Raw genomic sequence first — 21,521 nt, 5'->3', positions numbered from 1 at the left:
CCAATGTGAATTACTTTTTTATTCTTATTCAGCTATAGTAATAACACCACACGCAATACGTGCACCTGAATTACCTGCAGGATCTGTTACATAGTCATCTGCTTTTTCATGTAAAACGATTGAACTTCCATCCTCGTCAAATAAGGAATTTGCCATTCCTTTTTCCAACGTAATGTTTTTTGCAACAAATTCAGAAACAACTTCTCCATTTTCTGAACTTACATTTGGTAAATCTCCTGCATGTGGACCTGCTGGGTTATCAATTCCGTGTTTCTTGTTCGTAGGATTAAAATGTGCACCTGCAGATTCAAATGTCGGTTGTTCACATTTACCTACTGTGTGAATATGAATACCATGCTGACCTTCTGGCACATTTTTTAGATTAAGTGAAATGAGTACGCCATCCTCACTCTCAGCAAATTTAACTTCACCCACTTCATTTCCTTCAGTGTCCATCATTTTTGCTTCAGCGTGTAAAGCCTCTTGTGCAACTACAGGTATAGTAGCTTCTTGTTGTCCAACTCCAAACAAATTGCATCCACTTAAGAAAACGATACTAAGACCTAATAACAATATATTCCTTTTCATTATTACCCCTCCTTTTCAAGGAAAGTATCTCCTATCCAACTAAAGAGTATTCAATAATTTGTCGAAAATTGTAGCATTACCTAATATTAGGTAAATTAATCATTTCACTTCAAATGTCGATATACATATAAAGGAGGGTTTCCTATGGAATTAAGTTCATTTATGTCAGCTCAAGTTGCATCACTTCAACAAACTTTGCAAATGAGCATTCTTGACAAAACCCTAAATCTAGGCACACAAGGAACTGTTGAATTGCTTAAAAGCATGCCAACGCAACCAGCTGCCACACATCCACATAAGGGTACGGTAATTGACGTATCTGTGTGATGAGAAAAGAGCTTTGACCAATTTGTCAAAGCCCTTTTTCTTTACCATAGTATTGGTTTTGCTACCATTAACCAAAGCATAATTAATAACAAGAAAATATAAATAATTGTAGATTTACGTAGTTTGGCAATAAACGTACCTTTATTAAATTCTGTTGTCCCAAAAGTTTTTAAAGTTGGCTTAAATGCTCTTGCTAAAAAGACGATTGAGCCCACCATTAGAGCAATCGTCATGACAATCCAAGAAGTAGTCCAAGTCCATGCACTTATCCCAATCAAAATTACCCCAGAAAGTACTAATACATGCCCTGCATGTTTGACAACAGTAATCGATATTTGAAAAGCTTGTACAAAACCACTAAGTTGACTTTCATCTGTTTTTCCATTTTATTAAGGATTGGTAATAATGCTACAAGCGGACCAACCGATACTACTGCACTTACGACATGAATATATATAAAAATCGTTAACAGCAATACGTACACATCCCTCATAACTCATGTTAATTAATTATATCATTACGAAAGCGCTTAATTTTGATAATACAATGACATTTTTTCTAATTTGTTGAAATTAGTCCAGTATCTATAAGTGTCTTTTAAATTTTTATTAAATAGGTATTAAGTAATTGTTAAAAGCGGTATAATGCATACAATAAGAAAACGAAAAAGATTATTATGCAGTTAGAGGCATTTTGCTTCGATTTGTATAAAAGGAGTGATCACCATCGGAATCCATAAGTTTTTTACAAGTTTAAATGATTTGGAACGAATTTTTCGAGCACCAGGACGCTTTAAATTCGAAGAACATAACGTTGCCGCCCATTCATGGAAGGTATCTCAGTATGCAATGTTTTTTGGTACAATTGAAGAAATGAATGGTGCTACGATTAATTGGAAGTCACTATATGAAAAAACAATCAATCATGATTTTGCAGAAGTCTTTATAGGCGATATTAAAACGCCAGTAAAGCATGCAAGTGTTGAGCTAAAGCAAATGATTGCCCATGTAGAGGAAAAAATGATGGAGAAGTTCATTATGGAAGAAATACCAACAGACTTCCAGGAAATTTTCCTAGAGCGGATGAAGGAAGGAAAGGATTCCACAATCGAAGGACGTCTTCTAGAATTCTCTGACAAACTTGATCAGTTTTATGAGTCTTTTGCAGAACTAAAACGAGGGAATACTGATAAGGAATTTGTCATTATGTATCAACAAGCCTTAACAAAGCTTTTAGCTATGCCTTTACCAGTGAGTGTACAGTACTTCCGCACCGAAATTCTAAATGATGTTATGCAAGAAGATACACAAATAAATATTGTTGATTTAACAAATGAAGTGTTGAATAAAACCACTTAAACCGAGAAAGTTTTCCGATTCAGGAAGGCTTTTTTATTTAAAAATTTTTTCGTTTTATATTACTTACCAATATTAAATATTTGACTTTTTTCTTTGGAGGTACTTACTTGCACATATAAAAAGAATCGTTTAATATAACATTAAAGCTGCGTTGTTCGTACAAATATTAAGTTTTAACCTTTGAGCTGTAATAGGGAGTTTTAATCGAAGTTGGAATGGCGAGCGTCACACTGCGGTGAATGACGATATACAGGATAGCTTCTGCGAACACCCACTTTGAGGAGTGGTGGTTTAAAACTTTTTATTAATAACTACGGCAAGGCGGCTTTGCCATACATATTGTATAGCAAGGCTTTAAAGCACCCTCACTTTTTGAAGTGAGGGTGTTTTTTGTTTGTTATTCCCTTATAGCTTGGTCAGTTGACCGTAATATAACACCCACGATGACCTTTTGAGGCTGATTTCTTTCGTAAAAGGTCTTCATAACACCCATGATGACCTTTTGAGGCTGGATTTCCTTTGAAAAAGGTCTTCATAACATCCATGATGACCTTTTGAGGCTTGATTTCCTTTGAAAAAGGTCTTCATAACACCCATGATGACCTTTTGAGGCTGGATTTCTTTCGTAAAAGGTCTTCATAACACTCATGATGACCTTTTGAGGCTGGATTTCCTTTGAAAAAGGTCTTCATAACACCCATGATGACCTTTTGAGGCTGGATTTCCTTTGAAAAAGGTCTTTAACACCCATGATGACCAATTGTGGCTTGATTTCCTTTGAAAAAGGTCTTTAACACCCATGATGACCACTTGTGGCTTGATTTCTTTCGTAAAAGGTTCCATAACACAGAATTCTTCCTATCTTTATATCCTTATCTTGTTGAAAGTATTTTGATGATCAGAGGAAATACTCATTTGCAATAACTCTAAAAAGCTCTTATATCTAAAAAGTACTTGTTTATTGTATATTTCCATTAAAATTTTTGAATTCATCGCTCCCCCTTTCAAAGTCTTCATAAATAAAGAGTCTCTTTCCACATAAAAGTGTACAATAAAAAGAATTAATTTTTAGCTAATAAAAAGAACTATTCTTCTTTGGAAGAATAGCCCCACTAGTATCACAAGTTATTTACTAAAAGCCGAAAGCAAATCTAGTAAATATAAGAAAAGATTAATAATATCCAAGTATATGTTTATGGCAATATTCATCGCCTCATACCAGTTATTCTCGGATCTTGTAATTCGGTTAAAATCAAATATTAAATATAAAGTAAATAAAGCTACCCCGAAAAATGCAATAATTTTTCGTTTTGTTCCACTTATTTTTATAAAGATTCGTAGAATGTTAATAACTACTAAAATGATTAAACCAATGAGTAGAAATTTACCCATAAATGAAAAATCAATGCCTGAATACAATCCAATGAGTGCAGTCAAAAATGTGATAGAAGCTGTGATGGCAAGGACTTTTGTTCCTAAATTTTCATCCACAGCAATTAATGCAAGTGCCACTTCAACCCCTGTTAATATTGACCAAATTGTAAATAAGATCATTGCCAAGCCAAAATTGTGCTGATTGAATAATAGAATTATAAACACTAAAAAATTTACTATAAGCAGTGCCCAAAAGTACTTTGAAATGTATCTAAAGTCAATATGTAAATCTACTTTTCCCTTGCCGATGTACGTAGCACCAATCCAATCAACTTTTTTCACATTATACAAATAGCGAATGTACTGGATTAATCCAACACAAGCAATGGTCGTCACCATTAACTGGATTGACAAAATGAAGAACACCTTTGAAAACAACGTTTCAAATAACAAATTATCCACCCCAATTTTTTCTACCTTTTTCATAAATTATTATAATCACAATCCATTTATGAGCTTAAGACCAGTTTGATTTATTTAATAAAAGCTTTCAATTATTTGTTAAAGAAAATTATCCAAATGGAGATAATTAGAAACCGTACCTTGCAATAGGTACGGTTTCAATCATTCAGGAAGGAGTTGTTTTTATTAATTGGTAGATTGCATTTTTTGTCTGTTCATTCGAAAGTATATCAGAAATGAAAGATCGCAATAATTCCTCATCTTCATATGAATAATAGTTCAGGCCAAACGTCATTTCTAAATCAGATTTATAAATCGAATAAACTTGGTCTTCATACTCAAACTCAACAAATTCAATATTACGGATAAGTGTGAAAAGATATGATGCTGTAGTAAAAATGGTTTCGACATCTGTTGTAGGATCCATTTTCTTTAACAGGAAAATGCGCATTCCGTAAGGTTCATTTGAGGTATATAATTGTATCCCATTACCATAAGTCGATTGATCCCCTAAACCATACTTACTTATTTGTCCAACTGATGAAGCATCTCCAATATACGCACCTTTCAATTTAAATATTTCCGATTCTTCCACCTTAGTCCCAGGCACATCACTTCCATGATTCACATTCGAAGGGCTATCCATTTCAAAGGGAAAGAATAATAACATAGCGATAACTACTATACCTATTGATGCAAATGTAGGAATCCACTTTTTATTTCTATCTGGCTTTCTTCTGCCGTTAAATGAAATTTGACTTCCATGTAATTTTTCCTTTTCGAAAATGTAATTTAAACTATCCTTGAGTTCTTTATCCATCAAGATTCACACCTTTCATATCAAGTGTTTGTTTCATCTGCTCCCGCGCACGTTTCAAACGTGTTTTCACCGTATTTTCTGAGATGTCTAACAGAGAGGCAATTTCGTGTATTTTAAAATCTTCATAATAATACAAGACTAATACTTCTCTATACTTCGGCTTTAGCTTAAACACTTCAAAACCTAATTGGGCACGTTCATCCTTTTTTAATAGTTGATGCTCAACCGATTCACCATTAAATAGTTGGTGAACAAAGGATTTAACTGATTCCTGACGATATGTCCAACTTCTTAAGTAGTCATAACTTCGATTGATTGTCATTTTCATTAAGTACGTTTTGTAAGTAGCATCACCACGAAATCGATTTTTGTTTTCGATGGCTCTTACACAAACATCTTGTACAATATCTTCAGCCATTTCTTTATTTTTCACATATATAAAAGCAAGTTTTATAAGGGTTAAGTAATGCAAGCGCAATTCCTGCTCTATGTCTGTACTCACTTAACACCCCTCCTTCAAATTTTTAAATAGACGGTTACCTTATTAAAATAGTTTCATTTTTACTAAATAAATTTACGCTAACTAAAAAAGGGCTACACCCTATTATTCACGGATGTAGTCCCTCTTTCAAACTTATTTAAATTTACTTTCATACCAAGCTTTTGCAGCTTGCACTTCGCTCATCGTTAACTGATGACCAAAGTTTTCCCATTTGATTTCTACAGTTGCCCCTGCACCTTCTAACAACGCTTGTAAATCTACCGATTCATGTTGAGGACAAATTGGATCATTTACACCTGCTGCGATAAATACGTTTTTACCATCTAAATTCGGCAAATCAATTCCTCTTCTTGGAACCATTGGATGGTGTAGAATTGCACCTTTCAATGCATCTGCAAAATGGAATAGCAAACTTGCTGCGATATTTGCACCATTTGAATAACCAATCGCTACAATATTGTTACGGTCAAATTTATATTCTTTTGCTGCATCGTCTAAAAATTGATTTAATTCATTCGTACGGAAAATTAAATCTTCGATATCAAATACACCTTCGGCAAGTCGTTTGAAAAAACGTGGCATGCCGTTTTCTAATACATTTCCTCTAACACTCAGAACCGAAGCAGAAGGGTCTACAATATCTGCTAATGGTAATAAGTCATTTTCATTTCCACCAGTACCGTGTAGTAATAATAATACTGGCTTATTTGTGTCTGTTCCTGCTTTAAATATATGTTGCATGGATTCCACTCCCCTTGTACTTACTTTGGTCTTTCAATTGAAAATATGTCCCCAATAGTTGCATAGTCAGAACCTGCTAGACGACTGACGGCACTAAGTTCTTGAACATTAATTCGACCATTTTCTTCATAAATTGAGTCATCGATATGAAATAATACAACTTCGCCGATAAATAAATCACTACCTGGATTATTTTCATCTTTTAACGGGATCGCTTTCACAAGCTTACATTCAAATCGCACTTTAGATTCAGAAATCCCCGGTACTTTCACTATTTTACTACTTACTTGAGTTAAGTTTGCTATCTCTAATTCACTCTCGTTAGGTGGTAAAGATGCAGCTGTCTCATTGATTTTCTTCACATTTTCTTCATCCACAATATGAACGACAAATTCACCTGACTGATAGATATTTCTAGCTGTGTCCTTTAATCGGCCATTTGGTCTTTGAATAGCTAATGAAACCATTGGCGGATTTGCAGAAACGATATTAAAATAACTAAATGGTGCGCCATTAATGACACCTTCTTCAGATTTCGTTGTTACAAATGCAATTGGTCTAGGAATAATGGTACCAATCATTAACTTATAGCTGTCTCGTTCACTTATATCTTTAGGATTAATGGGAATCAAACATATTCACCCTTTCATTAGTCAAGTGGGCGTACTTCAATGGGAATTAATCTCACTTCTAACTGATCACGTAAATGTTCATACTGTGATGGTAACATTAATTGTTGACCCATAGTATCATGAGATTCGTCATGGGCAAATCCTGGTGGATCAGTGGCAATTTCAAACAAGATTTCCCCATGTTCACGGAAGTAGATTGCATTGAAATAGTTACGATCCTTTACATCTGTTACATGCATTCCATTATTATAAGCATGCTCTTGCCATTCAAGATGATCTGCATTGTCTTTTGCACGCCATGCGATATGGTGGACAGTTCCTACACCCATTGTTCCTCTTGCCCCAGTTGTCATTTTAAGATCAATGATATTACCGATATCACCTGAAGCTTTAAATCGAGTATAATCACCTTCTGTGCCCACAATTTCCAGACCCATCACATCTACTAAAGCCTTTGTTGTATCTTCTGGTCGACTAGAATAAAGAATCGCTCCACCAAAACCTTTAATAGCAACCTCTTTCGTAACTCCGCCAAATACATAGGGATTTAACTCCCCTTGTTCACGTTCAACAAGTTCAAGATGTAAACCATGTGGATCGTCAAATTGTAATAATGTTTCACCGAATCGCTCCACTACAGCATATTCCACATCAAATTTCTCTAAGCGTTTTTTCCAGAATTCAAGCGTTCCAACGGGTACAGCATAAGTTGTTACACCTACTTGGCCATCACCAATTCTTCCTTGATATGCATTTGCCCAAGGGAAGAATGTAATAATTGAGCCAGGTTTGCCGCCCTCATTACCAAAATATAAATGATAAGTTCCCGGGTCATCAAAGTTAATCGTTTTTTTCACTAAACGTAATCCTAAAACACCGGCATAGAAATCTACATTTTCTTGTGGGTGGCCAACAATTGCAGTAATGTGGTGAATACCTGTTGTATGTTTTTCCATGTTAATTCCTCCGAGATTATAATATTTATTGATTTTGCAGACTTTCAATGATAGTTATGATTTATTCGTATTCTTTTTCAAATACCTTTGTGCTTCGAACAGTATCAAAATGTCTAACTAATTTTTCAATTTCATCACGTTTTGGTTCAAAGAATGGTGGTAACGATAGTTTCTCCCCAAGAGTTTCGTACGGCTCATCGCCCATAAATCCTGGCCCATCAGTAGCAAGTTCAAATAAGATTTGTGGCGCTACATTTGAATATAAAGAGCCAAAATAATATCTTTCTACAAATCCTGAGTTTGGTAATCTAAATCCTGAAAGGCGTTCCTGCCATGCGTCTAATTCTTGTCGGTCCTCAACACAGAATGCTGCATGGTGGACAGTACCAAAGCCTTGTCTAGCTTGTGGAAGAACTGTATTGTATTCAACGATTACTTGTGCACCGTTACCGCCCTCTCCCATTTCAAACAAATGGAATGAATCTTCCTTTGCAACTTCTCTCATTAAGAACACTTTTTCTAATACTTCTTTAAAATAATCCAAGTAAGATGTACGTACGAAGATTGGACCTAGGCCTGTTATAGCGAACTCTACTGGAATTGGTCCCTTTTCCCAAGGTGTTCCAGCTGCAACACCAACATTTTTTTCATCTGATATTAGTTGATATTGTTGGTCATCGAAATCTACAAAAGGTAACACCTTTTTACCGAAATGTTCTTTGATCCCTGAGTTTTTTACTCCTAAGCGGTTGAAGCGTTTTAACCAGTAATCTAACGCAGCATCGTTTGGAACACGGAATGACGTTCTTGAAATTTCATTTGTTCCATGAATTCCTTTAGGGATACCAGGAAAATCGAAAAATGTCATATCTGTTCCTGGGCTACCAACATCATCTGTGAAATATAGGTGGTAAGTTTGAATATCGTCTTGGTTGACTGTTTTCTTAGCTAGGCGAAGCCCTAATGTATATGTGAAAAACTCATAAATTTTTTCTGCACTACTTGTGATTGCTGTTATGTGATGTAATCCTTTTAATTCGTTCATTTAAATCCTCCATATATTATTATCTCGAAATCGAGATATATTTTTAAAAATAAAAGATAGTTCCACACTATCTTTAGTATTTCATTAAAATAAGTCAAAATTCATTCGAAATTAGATATCTCTAATTCGAGATAATAATATCATCAATAGAAGCACTTGTCAATTCTTTGAAATAAAAAAAGTCAATCAATGCAAACTGCACTAATTGACTTCTCAATAATATATAAAATTAAGCTGCTGGATTTACTTCTAATTCAACTTTAATTTTAATGTCTTTCCCAACAAGTACGCCACCAGTTTCTAAAGCAGCGTTCCAAGTTAATCCGAATTCTTCACGGTTGATTTTCGCTTCTGCTTCGAATCCATAAACTTCTACGCCCCATGGGTTTTTACCTTTACCACCAAATTCAACTTCAAAAGTTACAGGTTTTGTTACATCTTTAATAGTTAAGTCACCAGTTACTTTGTAGTCATCTCCATCTTTTTCAATGTTTGTTGACTTGAAAGTAATTGCAGGGTATTTTTCGATATCAAAGAAGTCGCCTGATTTTAAGTGATTGTCGCGGTCTTCGCTGCGAGTGTTAATAGATGCAACGTCAAAAGAGAAAGCGATTTGTGCAGTTGTTAAATCTTCTAGGTTTTCAGCTTCTACTTCTGCAGTATAAGCATCGAATTGACCTTTTACTTTTGATACCATCATGTGTTTAACTTCAAATCCTACTTGTGAGTGTGATTGATCCACTGTAAATTTTGCCATTTTAATATTCCCCCATCGAATTTAATTAATTTTTTATCTCGCATTCGAGATATATAAGAAAAAAATACTGAAAGTAGAAGTACTACTTTCAAAACATTTACAAAACACAAACAAATTTTGTACATTCGATTTACAATTAGTTCGAAGTACATTATCTTTAATTCGAGATAAATTTAACATACTTTACTATGTAGTGTCAACAGGAGAATTTAAATTTTTCATAAATAAATTTAATATTTACATAAATCCCTATTTCCAAAATAAAAAGGCTGCTCCAATAATTTGGAACAACCTAAACAAGATCATCTTACTTTTTCTTTCTTGATTCTTTTTCCCATTGTGTTAGAGAAGGATATGGGTCAAATGCCCACTCAGTTCGCCCATTGAATTTATACATTCCATAATGTAAATGAGGTGGGAATTTACCAGAAGTACCTTCCTTCCCGTAACCTGTACTTCCTACACCGCCAATTAGTGTACCCGGTTCTACAATATCTCCTACTTTAAGATCTTTGTTAAAGTACGCAAGATGTGCATAATAATGATACGTATTATGATTGTCACGAATCCCTATACGCCATCCACCAAACTCGTTCCAGCCCATGATTTCTACTACTCCATAGGATGTGGAAACTACAGGCGTGCCATAGCCTGCGAATATATCAGTACCTTCATGGATACGTCTTCCGCCCCAACCCCTGCTAGCCCCCCAAGTACCACGATAACTATAATTAAAACCACGAACAGGTACAGGGAACACATGGGTATCTAAATCTATAGTATTAAAATGTTTATAAAGTTTCGCTATGGATATAATTTGATTAACTACTTTTTCGTTTTTGTAATATTCCCATAAGGCAATTTTAAAGTCTTCTTCACTATGTCCGTATTGGCTTAAGTATGTTTTCATTGTGTACATAACATCATCATCATTTGCTAAGTCAGCTTTACCGTCGCCATCTCCATCAAGACCCATACCACCAAAATATTGAATTGACTCAATGGATGTATCATCTTGATTTGGATTGAGAGCTCCAGCCCAGTATTCCTTTGAAAATTGTAAAGCAATTACCCCTTCTCTTTTTGGGATATCCTTTCTTACTGCTTGAATATTTCTTTCATACTGGTCAATTGCTGCTAAGTAATGCCAGGTAACGAACATATCGTTGTATTTTGCATAGTAATCCATCCGACTATTCATAATTTCTTCCCTAGATGGTTCTTGTGTATTTGCTACTGCTTCTGAAGTAAAAATCGTACTCCAAAACAATGTTAAACCTATTAAGGGAATAAACATTTGATTCAAAAATAAACCTCCTTTCGTTCTAAATTAGAATAACCGGATTTTTATAAACCATGTGTAATGTCTACATATTGAGATTAAATTGGGCGAAACTACTATTGAAGTCTAAATTCAAATCATTAACCAACTCACACTTTTTATAATTTTCGAACAATATGGTAGAATTAAATGGAAGATTTATAGATTGGAGGATTTGTTGTGGAAAACTTACAAACCATAGAACAATTTGAAAAATTTAAAACAGATGAAGAACGTGTCATTTTTATGTTCACAGCTGACTGGTGCGGTGACTGCCGTTTTATCGACCCAGCTTTGCCAGCAATTGAAGCAAACTATCCTGAGTATACATTTGTCAAAATAGATAGAGATCAATTTATTGATTTATGTGGAGAGTTAGATGTATATGGAATTCCAAGCTTTATTGCCTATAATAATGGAAATGAAGTGGGTCGTTTCGTAAGTAAGGATCGTAAAACGCAAGAAGAAATTGAAGCATTTATAGATGGATTAGCTAAATAATATTCCAAATTAAAACCCACCGCATTTAGTTTGCGGTGGGTACCATTATTTATTCCATTGCAACGCTACGTACCATCCATGTTGCTACACGAGATAATATTTCTGTACGTAATTGAACAAATTCTTCATATTGATAAAACCATAATATTTTTTCATCTGCGATGGTATTAGCTTCAGGTGTCTGGGTTAGTACAAAATGAGCAAATGACTCAGAAAAATCTTCTTCTGGTGAAGTCATAGCATAGCCAGAAACATAGTAGCTATCTATTTCATCATAGCTCCCATCTGCCCAAAATTGCATATAAAAATCTAATATATATGCATCTTCAAATAAACAGCCTGATTCAATATACACAGAATTACATCCTGTTTCATCTGTAAAGTAGTCTACCTCTTTGTCGTTAAGTGATAAATAATGTGCATATTCATGTAAATACGTGACTAACGTTTCCGAAGCAAGTTCAATGTTTTGATTGTTCATACCTAAAGTCCAATATTCAGCATAATCATCGTTTATTACAACATACGCAAGTGTATTACCACTTTCAAATACATCAAATTTATTAAATGCTTCTCGGTATTCCTCAGGAATTAGCCAACTAAAACTAAACCATAGGTCCCCATGCCACTCCAATTCTTCATCGGTGACATTTGCTAACGTTGAAATTTCTTCGGTTTCTAGATCTATATCATACGTTACTAATACTTCTAACCCTTCTTCATCTGTTGCTACTGATTCTTCAGCAACAAGCGACCCATAGTCATATTCCAAGTTACTTATAAGTTGATTTCCCCACTCAATACAGGATTCGTAATCTGTACATTCAATTTCTTTAATACAAGTTTGTTCATGTTCTATATAAATTTCATCACTATAACAACCATTATCAAGTATCTCGATTTCCTCTAACGTTTCACCTTCAACTGATACTTCTTCTGTTGTTTCTTCTGCTGTTACTTCTTCTGTTGTTTCATCTACACTAACACCCGAAGCTTCTTTCGACTCATTAGTTTGCTTTTCAACTGAATCATTTCCACAAGCAGCCAAAATAAAGATGACTAAGATTAAAAACCAGCGCAATCGTTTCAAATTAAACGAATCCCCTTCCAAGGTTCTATGATATTAAACCTATAGGAGGACAACCATTATTTACAAGTAATATTTTACAGATTAAGAATTTTATTTTTTCACATTTATGACGTAAAAGATTAAATTATATCAGTTTTCAAAGAAATTATATTGCTAATGATCGTTTAAGATGTTTAAAATGAATCGACCATCAGTGAACTGAATTGTTTAGTTCAAGTTTTTTTATGAATTTGTGGTATTTTGACCAAAATGGAGCTGAGATTGTATCAAGTTTTTCATTATGCCTTACACTATAATGCCTTATGTTTTCAATCTATTAATAATAAAGAGGTAAACTACAATGCATATGCATATTACAGAAAAAGAAAAGAAACAGGCCAATATATTCATTGATTTACTCACTATTCTTGCTGGAACGGCCTTATCGGCTGTCGCGCTAAATATGTTAACGATTCCTTCTGGACTTTTAGCTGGTGGAACAACAGGAATTGCTCAATTTATCAATCACTTTTTCCCCATTAGTGTTGGGGTGTTCTTTTTTATTTTAAATATCCCTTTAATGATTGCAGCTTATATTTTCCTTGGTAAGAAGTTCAGTATATATACTATAATTTCTATTACATTAGTTTCTAGTTTTTTATACTTTTTTCCCGTTCAACTTATGTGGACTGATAATATCTTATTAGCTGCTATATTTGGCGGTGTGCTAAATGGAATTGGCTGTGGAATCATATTACGTCGCGGCGGGTCCCAAGGTGGAATCGATATTCTTTCGAGAATTATCGCAAAATATTCTAATGTTTCTGTAGGAAAAGCAAATCTTACTGTAAACGTCATGATTGTTATTGCATCTGGCTTTTTATTTGGGAGTGAAATTGCTCTGTATACGATTATCTCAATGTTTGCTTCAATGAAAACATATGAAGTGGTATTAGATCACGTAAACAGAGTAACGATTTTAATTGTTACAGAAATAGGTGAAGACGTTAATACTGCCATTAATAGTGAATTACACAGGGGTACTACGATGTGGGAAGCAACTGGCGGTTATACTCATCATGAAAAAACTGTTCTTCTATGTGTTGCTGTAAAAGGACAAGTGACACAATTGAAAAAGCTTATAAAAAGTGTTGATGAACATGCGTTTATCTCTGTCATTTCAACTCAAAATGTTATTGGTCGATTTAAGCAGATCTGGTAATTGAAATAACAAATACTAAAAAAGGGCTCCTACATTAGAAGTCCTTTTTTTAATATTTATTCACTTGCAGATGGCACCAATGCTTTTATCGTCTTCTTCTTCCAAACAAAACGATAGTACCAATATTGTAAGCCTAGATTAATTCCAAACGAGATTGGATATGCAAGCCATATTCCATTTATACCAAGTGGTGTATATTTTGATAAAAGATAAGCTGCTGGTACTTCAATAATCCAAATTGTGGAAATTAAAATTACAGTTGGCCAGAAAACCGTTCCTGTTGCACGCATTGTTGCAGAGATTGCTTGAACATGTGCTAATAATAAATAACTCCAAAACGATATATACATAAGTCCTTTTGCCATAGAAATCGTATCTGGATTTGTTAAGAATACTCTAAGAATTGGTTCAGCAAACAAGTAAACGATGATTACAAGTATTCCACCAAATAGGTAACTCAACTTTAATCCTAATGCAGTAATTACTTTTAAGTCTTCCTGTCTGCCAGCGCCTATTGCCTGTGCGACAAATACTGATGTCGCTATAGCTACAGACATACCTGGTATTTGTACGTAACTTGCAATTTGGTTTACTATACCGTATGATGCAGTTGCGTTTGAACCATAACTATTTACAAAGAAAATTACAGCAATCCCCGCAAGTGAAATGGCAACCATACTAATACTTGAAGGAATGGCAAGTTTAAGTAAACTCTTTACCAAATCCCCTTTGATTTTAATATTTTTTATAGTAATTTTATCTAATTTAACTACATGATCTTTTTTATGCAAATAAAGAAGTAGCCATATAAATGTGATCAAGAAGGAAACAGCATTTGCATAAGCCGCACCATTCAACCCTAAAGCTGGGAATCCAATCCAACCGAACATAAATATCGGTAAGAATGCAATATTTAGAACAATACTAATGATTAAGAAAACTAAAGGTGTTTTGGAATCACCAGATCCACGGATAAAGGTTGTATAACACATATATAAAAACATAATAGGCAATGTAACAAATAAAATTTGAGCATAGCTAGCACTTTCTTCTAAAATGTTTTCAGGAGTACCCATCAACCTTAAAATACCCTCTGAAAAAAGGCCGCCAACTAATGCAACTACTACAGAAATCACTAAGGTTACAGCGATTGTAACTCCTACAATTTCTTTAAGTTTCTCCATATTTTTAGCACCAAAAGCCTGACCAATCAAAATCGAACTTCCTGACCCTACCCCAATCGCAAAAGATACTAAAAGGAAAAATAATGGAAAGAAAGCGGCAATTGCTGCTAGCGCGTCTTCTCCTAAAGTTTGACCAACAACAATCGTAGAAATGATTTGTCCTGCCGATTGCAACACACTCGAAAGTGCAACAGGTATTAAAAAGAAAATCATTGATTTTGTTAACGACATCTGATTATTTTGCATCTTATTCTCCATCTTTAATAATTATTTAAACTTTTCAAATCATAAGCACTTTTTAAGATTATTAGGTTGCTTATCCACCGTTTAATCTGCAATACACTTCTCCTCAAGTCCTAGACCACAAATCCATATAATACTAGATATCTTCCAATTAATATATACTTCACATGTACTATTTTCAAAAAAATGTTATTTTCTCTTTTCTGTGGAATGCATGCTCTAAGTTAGAATGAAACGACATAAAAAATTATGAAATTACATCGCCTCCGAACATTATTTAACGAAGATCTTTAGTATTTTTAATAATATTTAACCTACTCTATTTCATAGACTTTCAATAATGAAAGGTGGGGACTATGAGGAGAAAACTATTTTCATTTTTATTCATCGGCATCTTGTGCATGGTACTAACTATCCCAACAAATGCTTCAAAGCTATCTGCAATCGAATTTATAGACTATCAAAGTAATACTAATTGGTCAGAACCCATGAAATGGGCGATTAACGAAGGCATCATTAGTGGATATCCTGAAGAAAAAAAGCTGAAACCCTCCGAATTTGTTACAGAAGCTGAAATGACGGTAATGCTTTTAAACTTTTTAAATATCAATGAATTACAATCCAATTTAAAAGTTGGCTCGAAGAAAGGCGAACATTGGTCTTCTCCCTATTATCAGTTAGCGCAAAACTATAATTTTGAATTATCCTACATTACTATATTGAAAAGAGATCAACCAATTCGTCGAGGGACAATAGCAAAATTATTAGCACAAGGTTTAACTGGCAAAAAACTGACAGAGCAAGAAGCGGTACAGTGGATGTATGATAACGAAATAAGTATAGGGTATCTAGATGGGAATGATATACCTCCTAGAACATATGAATCTTTCCATCCAAATGAGAAGTTAAACCGCGCTCATGCTGTCGTTTTCTTGTATAACATTCAACACAATTTAGAAAATAAGTCATTAAAGGTTATTGAGCAATCATCGAACGATGTTTCAATCAATGGGTTTGAACTTGGTGATCACCAAAGCAAGTTTGAACAGTTATACGGTGTACCTAAAAATATATCGAAAGTAAATAGCCTTACGGTACATACGTATTATCATAATGATTACGAAGACTTTATAGTTGCTGGATTTGATAAAGACAAAAAGGCAGTCATGCTATATACCAACCAAGAAATTTTTACGGTCAGACAAGATGATATTTCCTTAAAAGATCGACAAATAGTAAATGACTATTTTGAGATAGAGAGAACAGACATGGCAACCGAAGTAACTACCGATGAATATTCACTTACTTTTTACTTCGATACATTAACTAACTTAAATCATGTTAGAGCCATTCAAATAAAACAGAGTGGCTGGAATTTAACTGATACAACAACTACAGAACTTAATGACATAAACAACTTTTTCATCTTTGAAATTACAAATAGTTATCGGAAAATCTTTGGGCAATCCCCACTGAAATGGAATAATAAAATTGCTAATATAGCCTATAAACATAGTAAAGATATGTTTTCAAATAAATATTTCAGCCACACAAACTTAAAAGGCAACGACCCATTTGATCGAATTCAACTTGATGGTATTGCATACTCTAGTGCAGGTGAAAACATTGCATTCGGTTATTCAGATGGAATGACTGTAATGGAGGCTTGGATGAACTCCCTTCATCACCGAGAAACAATCTTAAAAACGTCCTATACTCATCTTGGAATCGGCTCTTATGATTCGTACTTTACTCAAAATTTCCTTACTCCTATAGACTAATTTATTATTCGCGGAATAGTAAAAAAAAGAAACTGCATCTAACTACTATTTCCCAAACATCTCGAATAAATATATACGACAACACAGATAAATTGGGGGTAATTGGTTGGGTAGTGTTAAAGCAATCGCAACTTTTCAGTTAGTAGGCGATGAAATTTACCGAACAAACACGTTTCTTCAATTCGGTACAGAAAGAAAGTCCCTAGGTGCAGTTGTCATGCTAAACCCTGGATCTTCCGAGCTACAGGGAGAAGCAAGAAAGAAACTCTTTATGAACGGATCACATACAGACGAAACATCAATCGATGAAACAATGCGACAGCTCATTCAATTCATGAAAAAAACCCACAAAAAATTGGATGGAAGGTTGCATATATACAACTTGTTTTATGTAAAGCAGACGAAAAGTAGAGATGCCATTGAACTTTTTGAACATTTGAAAGTCTCTGGTAAGTACCCTACAATCATTCCACCTAACCTTTATGAAATGCAGCAACATCCATGGATTATGATTGGTTGGGGAGTGGAAAAAAAGAAAAGTTGGATTCACTTTGAGCAAGAAAAGGAAAAGTGGCTGGAGCTCATTATTGATAGTGAAGTCCCTTACTTCGGTGTGTTGTCAAAGGAAAATGAATATTTTCATCCATGTCCGAATGGCCCTGATAAAGCAGTACGTTTACAGCAATTAGTAAGCGCCTACAATGATAAATTTAAACAGCGTATAAAGGTTTAAAAGTTAAAAGGGAGTTATTGAAAGCATACTTTCAATTAACCCCCTTTTTTCTTATTGAACTTCAATCCACTATCTTCACTGTTGATTTTTTTTGTTTTTCTTCATTCGATCTAACATAAATCCACCTTTAAATGATTTAGGTTCATATGAGATGATAAATGCTTTTGGTTCAATAAACTCCACTAACTGGAACAATTCCTTTTCGCGATTTCGTTTTGCCAAAATTTCATATTTATAGCGGTCACTGTCTCGTCCTTCTCCAATATAAGTTGTTAAGGCAAAACCATGTGACCGAATGGTCTCTATTAATTCTTGGTTTTTGCTTTGTGTATTAATCGTAATGTACACGTACCCAATGGCTAACTTATTTTCAATTCTCGTTCCTAAGAATATCCCAAGTCCAAAGCCGACTGCATAAACTACCATTGCTAATAAACTTTGATCGCCACCAAAAACAAGAGACAGACCAAATACGTAAATTAACATCTCTACTATGCCAATTAACGCTGCTAAGAAGGTGATATTTTTTACTAAAAAGATTGTCCGAAGTGTTAATAGTGGGACATAGATTAACTGCAACAATAATATTAATAGGATGTTAGTCATTGGAATACACCTCGCTAGAAGTTGTTATTTACTATTTGCTTTATTAAATATCCTAACCAATTCTCATGATTAATTGCTCTGAATTATTTATTGGTGAATTGACCATATCACTCACTTGATATGCTATCATCTTTTCCGCATCAAATGGAACCAATAAGGATTTTAACTGTTCTTTATCGCGATTTTTGGGGTCAAGCCATGTTAATTGTTGTTTCTTATTTAAAATAACAGGCATTCGATCATGTATATCCTTCATTAATTCATTGGGCTCTGTCGTTAAAATTGTACACGTATGAATAGCTTCACCTGTAGGCGTCTTCCAAGTATCCCAAAGACCTGCTACACCAAAAAGAGAATTATCTTTCATTGTAATTCTCATTGGGGTTTTTGATTTTCCTTCTTTCTTCCACTCGTAAAAGGAATCCATTGGAATTAAACAGCGCCTTTGATAAAAGGATTTTTTAAAACTTGGTTTCTCGTCTACCGTTTCCGAACGAGCATTAATCATTTTTGAAGCCATCTTTTCATCCTTTGCCCAAGATGGGATTAGACCCCACTTCAAAAACCCCATTCGATTCTTTTGTCCATCATTAATGATTGATAATACATGCTGCGATGGAGCAATATTGTAGCTTGCCTCATAAAATATTTCTTTAATAGCTTGTTGAATGTCAAACTCTTCTAAAATTTTTTCAAACGAAGCAAATAGTGTATAACGACCACACATAGAATCCATCCTCCAATGTTAGAACTACATATCCGTTACATTATATATTAATTTCATTGATATTCCCGTAATTTGCAAATTCAAAAAAAATAGAAAGGAGTATATAACCCCTTCCTAGTAATCGCTATCGTCCAAGCGCCATCTTAAGTTCTTCAATTTGTGCAATATGTCTTTTTTCGTGATATCCAAGGAATTCTACCCATTGATTCAGTGTTAATTTATCAAAAAATGGGTGAGGTAGAAATTTTCCGTTTAAATCATTTTCACTTACTTCTGACATAAACGCTTGAAGCGATTCTCTTGATTTCTTTAATTTCTCACTCAATTGTTCTACTGTCTGGTATTCATTAGATGGCACAAGAAATTTTGGTGCATTCACTTTTTGTGATCGATCTTGAGTCAAATGCACCTTTCTCAATTTCACAGGATTTTCTGCAGTAATGTGCTGTGCTCCTGAAAAGCTACGAACAACTATTTTTTCTGTTAAATATAGATGTTCTAATACTTGTGCGATTGTCCATTTACCATCTTCAACAACCTCATTAATCTGTTCATCTGTCAGACCTTCAATTACTTGTAATAATTCTTCCCTTACTTTTAAGTTATGTTCCAAACAGACACCCCCTCTATATTATTTTTTATTCTATAGATAAGGATATTAGAAGAAAAGAATTTTTTCCAAGTAAAAAGGGCGAGAAGTTTTCTCGCCCTAAAGTCTTACGAAGTAATATTTTTTATCAAAATTAGTAGCATTGGAAGAAGATAATATTGTTGCGGTTGATTGAATCGAATACCCAACCTCTATTGCCTCGCCAACGGAAACCAACGATTGAATTCCCCATAATTAACATTGGGTAGAACCAAAAGCTGTTCCCATTTCTCATCCAAATGAATGTATTACGGAACATACAACGTCTAATACCGCCAACTCCGCCACGTCTACCAAACTCTTGTTGTTGTGTTGCCGAAAAAGTTTGTGGTGTAAAGCTTGGTGGTGGTGCAGTTGGTGGTCTTAACTGATCGCCACCTCCAGGGAATCCACCACCTCCTGGGAAACCTCCCGGAGAACCTCCTGGAAATCCACCTGGTGCTCCGCCTGGAAAACCTCCCGGGAATCCACCTGGTGCTCCACCGGGGAAACCTCCTGGAAAACCGCCACGGAATGAAGGTGAATCATCATCTCTGCCACGACCTCTGCCACGACCTCGTCCCTGGTTGTCATCATTAAACTGAGAAAAATAATCATCATCGTAATCAAAAGGATACAACACATCTAACCCCTTTCCTTATAAACTACCTACAATGTATGTAGAAAACAATTGCCTAGTAAGGGTAAATGCCCTTTAGAAAATGCCTATTTTTCATTATTTAGTTACTTTTGTAAAATGTATATCTCACTATTAGAGTTCGTTTTATCAATACATAAAACCTAGTTTTACAATAATTAAAATTCAATTGATAACGAATATTGCTCTAAAACTCGAATATGTATTTATAGTCAGTGATTTTTCATATTTACTTTTGAGCACCTTCCATTGCTTGCATATTTTCGAAAAACATCATGAGGAGTGATGAAGATCCTTCAATTTGTAATTCCTAAAAAAAACTATAGTCTTTGTTTAGTAAATCCTGAAAAAAAGGATATTTTCAATCTTTATATTCGCTATTTAAGTTTAGAGAAGAAGCACCCCCTCTGTAATAACAATGAACCTATTATGATGATGACAGAACAATTATATGGTGAAAGCTATGCCATTTTAGAGGAAGAATATGAACCAGGTATTCATAGAACTTGTGAATTTGAAGTTCTTTATGTGTCTGATGATGGTGTAATATTGCAAAAATTCTCTAGTAACGAAATACAAAAGGAACAAACCCTCCATACTCATTCTCTTTTTACTTGTCCAATCTTGGAAATTGAAGAAACAGATTATGAGATTATTGATCCAGAAGAAATCATCCAAATTGTATTTAAAGACATATATGTAAAAGGAGCACCAACTAATTCAATTAGTTATCGCAGGCTTCTTAACAAAAGTGAACTTTTCGAACCCTTTTTTAAAGATTTATATATTGAAATGGGTCGATTCCATAATGGGGACAAATGTCTTTCCACAGAAAAGTGGGAGTTTGCCAAGATGCTTCAGTCGAACTATCATGTTCAACTAGTGCAATCAGAAGGCTCTGACATCATTCTTTCAAATTGCACAGGCATTATTAAAAAGTTGAAAATATCGCAGGAACAAATGGCAGAGTATTTTATTAAATTCCTTGATTAGCATTTTTGTTATAAACACAATTCATCCTCTTCTTATTTTTGAAGAGGCTTTTCTATTTCCATATGTAACAAAGATAGGACAAATGCTCTATTAATCTTGAACTTACTTCACCCACCCTTTAGAACTAATCGAATTAATTACACTAACTTTAATCTTTTTTAGAACTAACAATTCATTATTATTCCTTATATTTTTATGACATTTTTTCTATTCAATTGATTATAAAGTTCCTCATATTATCATAAATTTTAAAAAACAATTTCTACACAACACATATTAAAAGGAGGAATCCA

At 34.3% G+C, this 21,521-nt stretch carries 24 protein-coding genes and 1 other RNA gene; 8 read left to right on the top strand and 17 right to left on the bottom strand.

Annotated features, from left to right (window positions below):
* Positions 1 to 24: 24 nt before the first annotated feature.
* Entirely contained in the window at positions 25 to 588 is a 564-nt protein-coding gene (locus tag CD29_RS06205; RefSeq protein WP_036184275.1) for a superoxide dismutase family protein, read from the bottom strand.
* A gap of 144 nt (positions 589 to 732) precedes the next feature.
* Between CD29_RS06205 and CD29_RS06200 the strand changes: the two genes are divergently transcribed.
* The gene (locus CD29_RS06200) at positions 733 to 915 is read left to right on the top strand and encodes a YjfB family protein (protein WP_036184268.1); all 183 of its coding nucleotides are present in this window, start codon (positions 733 to 735) and stop codon (positions 913 to 915) included.
* 41 nt (positions 916 to 956) lie between these two features.
* On the opposite strand, the gene CD29_RS20855 is transcribed toward CD29_RS06200, so the two are convergent.
* Positions 957 to 1,193 carry a hypothetical protein gene (locus tag CD29_RS20855; protein WP_328286476.1) on the bottom strand — a complete coding sequence of 79 codons (237 nt, stop codon included), beginning with the start codon at positions 1,191 to 1,193 and terminating at the stop codon, positions 957 to 959.
* 438 nt (positions 1,194 to 1,631) lie between these two features.
* Between CD29_RS20855 and CD29_RS06190 the strand changes: the two genes are divergently transcribed.
* Together CD29_RS06190 and ssrS are read left to right on the top strand one after the other, a co-directional pair.
* Positions 1,632 to 2,273, top strand: a complete 642-nt coding sequence (locus tag CD29_RS06190; RefSeq protein WP_197061740.1) for a YfbR-like 5'-deoxynucleotidase — start codon at positions 1,632 to 1,634, stop codon at positions 2,271 to 2,273.
* A gap of 140 nt (positions 2,274 to 2,413) precedes the next feature.
* Positions 2,414 to 2,605, top strand: a non-coding RNA gene (gene ssrS, locus CD29_RS19945) — 6S RNA.
* Positions 2,606 to 3,398: 793 nt separating this feature from the next.
* On the opposite strand, the gene CD29_RS19585 is transcribed toward ssrS, so the two are convergent.
* From CD29_RS19585 to CD29_RS06140, 9 genes are all read right to left on the bottom strand, one after another.
* A complete protein-coding gene (locus CD29_RS19585; RefSeq protein WP_081976163.1) occupies positions 3,399 to 4,133 on the bottom strand; it encodes a Bax inhibitor-1/YccA family protein in 735 nt (244 codons plus the stop codon).
* Between the two features lie 142 nt (positions 4,134 to 4,275).
* Complete coding sequence (locus CD29_RS06175; protein ID WP_036184264.1) at positions 4,276 to 4,929, bottom strand: DUF4825 domain-containing protein; 654 nt, start codon at positions 4,927 to 4,929, stop codon at positions 4,276 to 4,278.
* On the bottom strand, positions 4,922 to 5,431 hold the full coding sequence (locus CD29_RS06170; RefSeq protein ID WP_235801787.1) for an RNA polymerase sigma factor: 510 nt from the start codon (positions 5,429 to 5,431) through the stop codon (positions 4,922 to 4,924). Before CD29_RS06170 ends, CD29_RS06175 begins: the two co-directional genes overlap by 8 nt.
* Positions 5,432 to 5,563: 132 nt before the next feature.
* Positions 5,564 to 6,172, bottom strand: coding sequence for an alpha/beta hydrolase (locus tag CD29_RS06165; protein ID WP_036184261.1), 609 nt, complete (start codon positions 6,170 to 6,172; stop codon positions 5,564 to 5,566).
* 20 nt (positions 6,173 to 6,192) lie between these two features.
* Positions 6,193 to 6,804 carry a flavin reductase family protein gene (locus CD29_RS06160; protein WP_036184258.1) on the bottom strand — a complete coding sequence of 204 codons (612 nt, stop codon included), beginning with the start codon at positions 6,802 to 6,804 and terminating at the stop codon, positions 6,193 to 6,195.
* A 17-nt stretch (positions 6,805 to 6,821) separates the two neighbouring features.
* The gene (locus CD29_RS06155) at positions 6,822 to 7,760 is read right to left on the bottom strand and encodes a ring-cleaving dioxygenase (protein WP_036184257.1); all 939 of its coding nucleotides are present in this window, start codon (positions 7,758 to 7,760) and stop codon (positions 6,822 to 6,824) included.
* A 61-nt stretch (positions 7,761 to 7,821) separates the two neighbouring features.
* Positions 7,822 to 8,805: a ring-cleaving dioxygenase gene (locus tag CD29_RS06150; protein ID WP_036184255.1), complete on the bottom strand. Its 984-nt coding sequence runs from the start codon at positions 8,803 to 8,805 to the stop codon at positions 7,822 to 7,824.
* A gap of 229 nt (positions 8,806 to 9,034) precedes the next feature.
* On the bottom strand, positions 9,035 to 9,562 hold the full coding sequence (locus CD29_RS06145) for a YceI family protein (protein ID WP_036184253.1): 528 nt from the start codon (positions 9,560 to 9,562) through the stop codon (positions 9,035 to 9,037).
* 307 nt (positions 9,563 to 9,869) lie between these two features.
* Positions 9,870 to 10,859, bottom strand: a complete 990-nt coding sequence (locus CD29_RS06140; protein ID WP_052124037.1) for a M23 family metallopeptidase — start codon at positions 10,857 to 10,859, stop codon at positions 9,870 to 9,872.
* Between the two features lie 204 nt (positions 10,860 to 11,063).
* On the opposite strand from CD29_RS06140, the gene CD29_RS06135 reads away from it, so the two are divergent.
* Positions 11,064 to 11,384, top strand: coding sequence for a thioredoxin family protein (locus CD29_RS06135; protein WP_036184252.1), 321 nt, complete (start codon positions 11,064 to 11,066; stop codon positions 11,382 to 11,384).
* A 49-nt stretch (positions 11,385 to 11,433) separates the two neighbouring features.
* Here CD29_RS06135 and CD29_RS06130 read toward each other — a convergent pair whose 3' ends face one another.
* Positions 11,434 to 12,474, bottom strand: coding sequence for a hypothetical protein (locus CD29_RS06130; protein ID WP_036184250.1), 1,041 nt, complete (start codon positions 12,472 to 12,474; stop codon positions 11,434 to 11,436).
* A 340-nt stretch (positions 12,475 to 12,814) separates the two neighbouring features.
* On the opposite strand from CD29_RS06130, the gene CD29_RS06125 reads away from it, so the two are divergent.
* Positions 12,815 to 13,675, top strand: coding sequence for a YitT family protein (locus CD29_RS06125; RefSeq protein WP_052124022.1), 861 nt, complete (start codon positions 12,815 to 12,817; stop codon positions 13,673 to 13,675).
* A gap of 56 nt (positions 13,676 to 13,731) precedes the next feature.
* Here the strand turns inward: CD29_RS06125 and CD29_RS06120 are convergent, their stop codons facing one another.
* The gene (locus CD29_RS06120; RefSeq protein WP_081976162.1) at positions 13,732 to 15,105 is read right to left on the bottom strand and encodes an MATE family efflux transporter; all 1,374 of its coding nucleotides are present in this window, start codon (positions 15,103 to 15,105) and stop codon (positions 13,732 to 13,734) included.
* A gap of 398 nt (positions 15,106 to 15,503) precedes the next feature.
* Between CD29_RS06120 and CD29_RS19580 the strand changes: the two genes are divergently transcribed.
* Both CD29_RS19580 and CD29_RS06110 read left to right on the top strand, forming a co-directional pair.
* Positions 15,504 to 16,883 (top strand): CAP and S-layer homology domain-containing protein, encoded by a 1,380-nt coding sequence (locus CD29_RS19580; protein WP_169716159.1) that lies wholly within the window; start codon positions 15,504 to 15,506, stop codon positions 16,881 to 16,883.
* A gap of 106 nt (positions 16,884 to 16,989) precedes the next feature.
* Positions 16,990 to 17,616 carry a DUF1643 domain-containing protein gene (locus CD29_RS06110; RefSeq protein WP_036184247.1) on the top strand — a complete coding sequence of 209 codons (627 nt, stop codon included), beginning with the start codon at positions 16,990 to 16,992 and terminating at the stop codon, positions 17,614 to 17,616.
* A 75-nt stretch (positions 17,617 to 17,691) separates the two neighbouring features.
* Here the strand turns inward: CD29_RS06110 and CD29_RS06105 are convergent, their stop codons facing one another.
* The 4 genes from CD29_RS06105 to CD29_RS06090 all read right to left on the bottom strand — a co-directional run bounded on the left by CD29_RS06105 (position 17,692) and on the right by CD29_RS06090 (position 20,220).
* On the bottom strand, positions 17,692 to 18,222 hold the full coding sequence (locus tag CD29_RS06105) for a DUF2179 domain-containing protein (protein ID WP_036184245.1): 531 nt from the start codon (positions 18,220 to 18,222) through the stop codon (positions 17,692 to 17,694).
* 52 nt (positions 18,223 to 18,274) lie between these two features.
* On the bottom strand, positions 18,275 to 18,949 hold the full coding sequence (locus CD29_RS06100; RefSeq protein WP_036184242.1) for an SOS response-associated peptidase: 675 nt from the start codon (positions 18,947 to 18,949) through the stop codon (positions 18,275 to 18,277).
* 124 nt (positions 18,950 to 19,073) lie between these two features.
* Entirely contained in the window at positions 19,074 to 19,562 is a 489-nt protein-coding gene (locus CD29_RS06095) for a DinB family protein (protein ID WP_036184240.1), read from the bottom strand.
* Positions 19,563 to 19,692: 130 nt separating this feature from the next.
* Complete coding sequence (locus CD29_RS06090) at positions 19,693 to 20,220, bottom strand: hypothetical protein (RefSeq protein ID WP_036184237.1); 528 nt, start codon at positions 20,218 to 20,220, stop codon at positions 19,693 to 19,695.
* Between the two features lie 300 nt (positions 20,221 to 20,520).
* On the opposite strand from CD29_RS06090, the gene CD29_RS06085 reads away from it, so the two are divergent.
* Positions 20,521 to 21,228, top strand: coding sequence for a hypothetical protein (locus CD29_RS06085; RefSeq protein WP_036184235.1), 708 nt, complete (start codon positions 20,521 to 20,523; stop codon positions 21,226 to 21,228).
* Positions 21,229 to 21,521: the final 293 nt, after the last annotated feature.

Origin of the sequence: Ureibacillus manganicus DSM 26584, assembly GCF_000772945.1 — a bacterium.
GTDB lineage: Bacteria > Bacillota > Bacilli > Bacillales_A > Planococcaceae > Ureibacillus > Ureibacillus manganicus.
This window is presented reverse-complemented; position numbering and strand designations above follow the sequence as displayed.

Coding starts and splice junctions, on each gene's coding strand:
- CD29_RS06205 (WP_036184275.1), bottom strand. CDS start 588: ATGAAAAGGAATATATTGTTATTAGGTCTTAGTATCGTTTTCTTAAGT.
- CD29_RS06200 (WP_036184268.1), top strand. CDS start 733: ATGGAATTAAGTTCATTTATGTCAGCTCAAGTTGCATCACTTCAACAA.
- CD29_RS19585 (WP_081976163.1), bottom strand. CDS start 4,133: ATGAAAAAGGTAGAAAAAATTGGGGTGGATAATTTGTTATTTGAAACG.
- CD29_RS06175 (WP_036184264.1), bottom strand. CDS start 4,929: ATGGATAAAGAACTCAAGGATAGTTTAAATTACATTTTCGAAAAGGAA.
- CD29_RS06165 (WP_036184261.1), bottom strand. CDS start 6,172: ATGCAACATATATTTAAAGCAGGAACAGACACAAATAAGCCAGTATTA.
- CD29_RS06155 (WP_036184257.1), bottom strand. CDS start 7,760: ATGGAAAAACATACAACAGGTATTCACCACATTACTGCAATTGTTGGC.
- CD29_RS06150 (WP_036184255.1), bottom strand. CDS start 8,805: ATGAACGAATTAAAAGGATTACATCACATAACAGCAATCACAAGTAGT.
- CD29_RS06145 (WP_036184253.1), bottom strand. CDS start 9,562: ATGGCAAAATTTACAGTGGATCAATCACACTCACAAGTAGGATTTGAA.
- CD29_RS06140 (WP_052124037.1), bottom strand. CDS start 10,859: ATGTTTATTCCCTTAATAGGTTTAACATTGTTTTGGAGTACGATTTTT.
- CD29_RS06125 (WP_052124022.1), top strand. CDS start 12,815: ATGCATATGCATATTACAGAAAAAGAAAAGAAACAGGCCAATATATTC.
- CD29_RS06120 (WP_081976162.1), bottom strand. CDS start 15,105: ATGCAAAATAATCAGATGTCGTTAACAAAATCAATGATTTTCTTTTTA.
- CD29_RS19580 (WP_169716159.1), top strand. CDS start 15,504: ATGGTACTAACTATCCCAACAAATGCTTCAAAGCTATCTGCAATCGAA.
- CD29_RS06105 (WP_036184245.1), bottom strand. CDS start 18,222: ATGACTAACATCCTATTAATATTATTGTTGCAGTTAATCTATGTCCCA.
- CD29_RS06100 (WP_036184242.1), bottom strand. CDS start 18,949: ATGTGTGGTCGTTATACACTATTTGCTTCGTTTGAAAAAATTTTAGAA.
- CD29_RS06085 (WP_036184235.1), top strand. CDS start 20,521: ATGAAGATCCTTCAATTTGTAATTCCTAAAAAAAACTATAGTCTTTGT.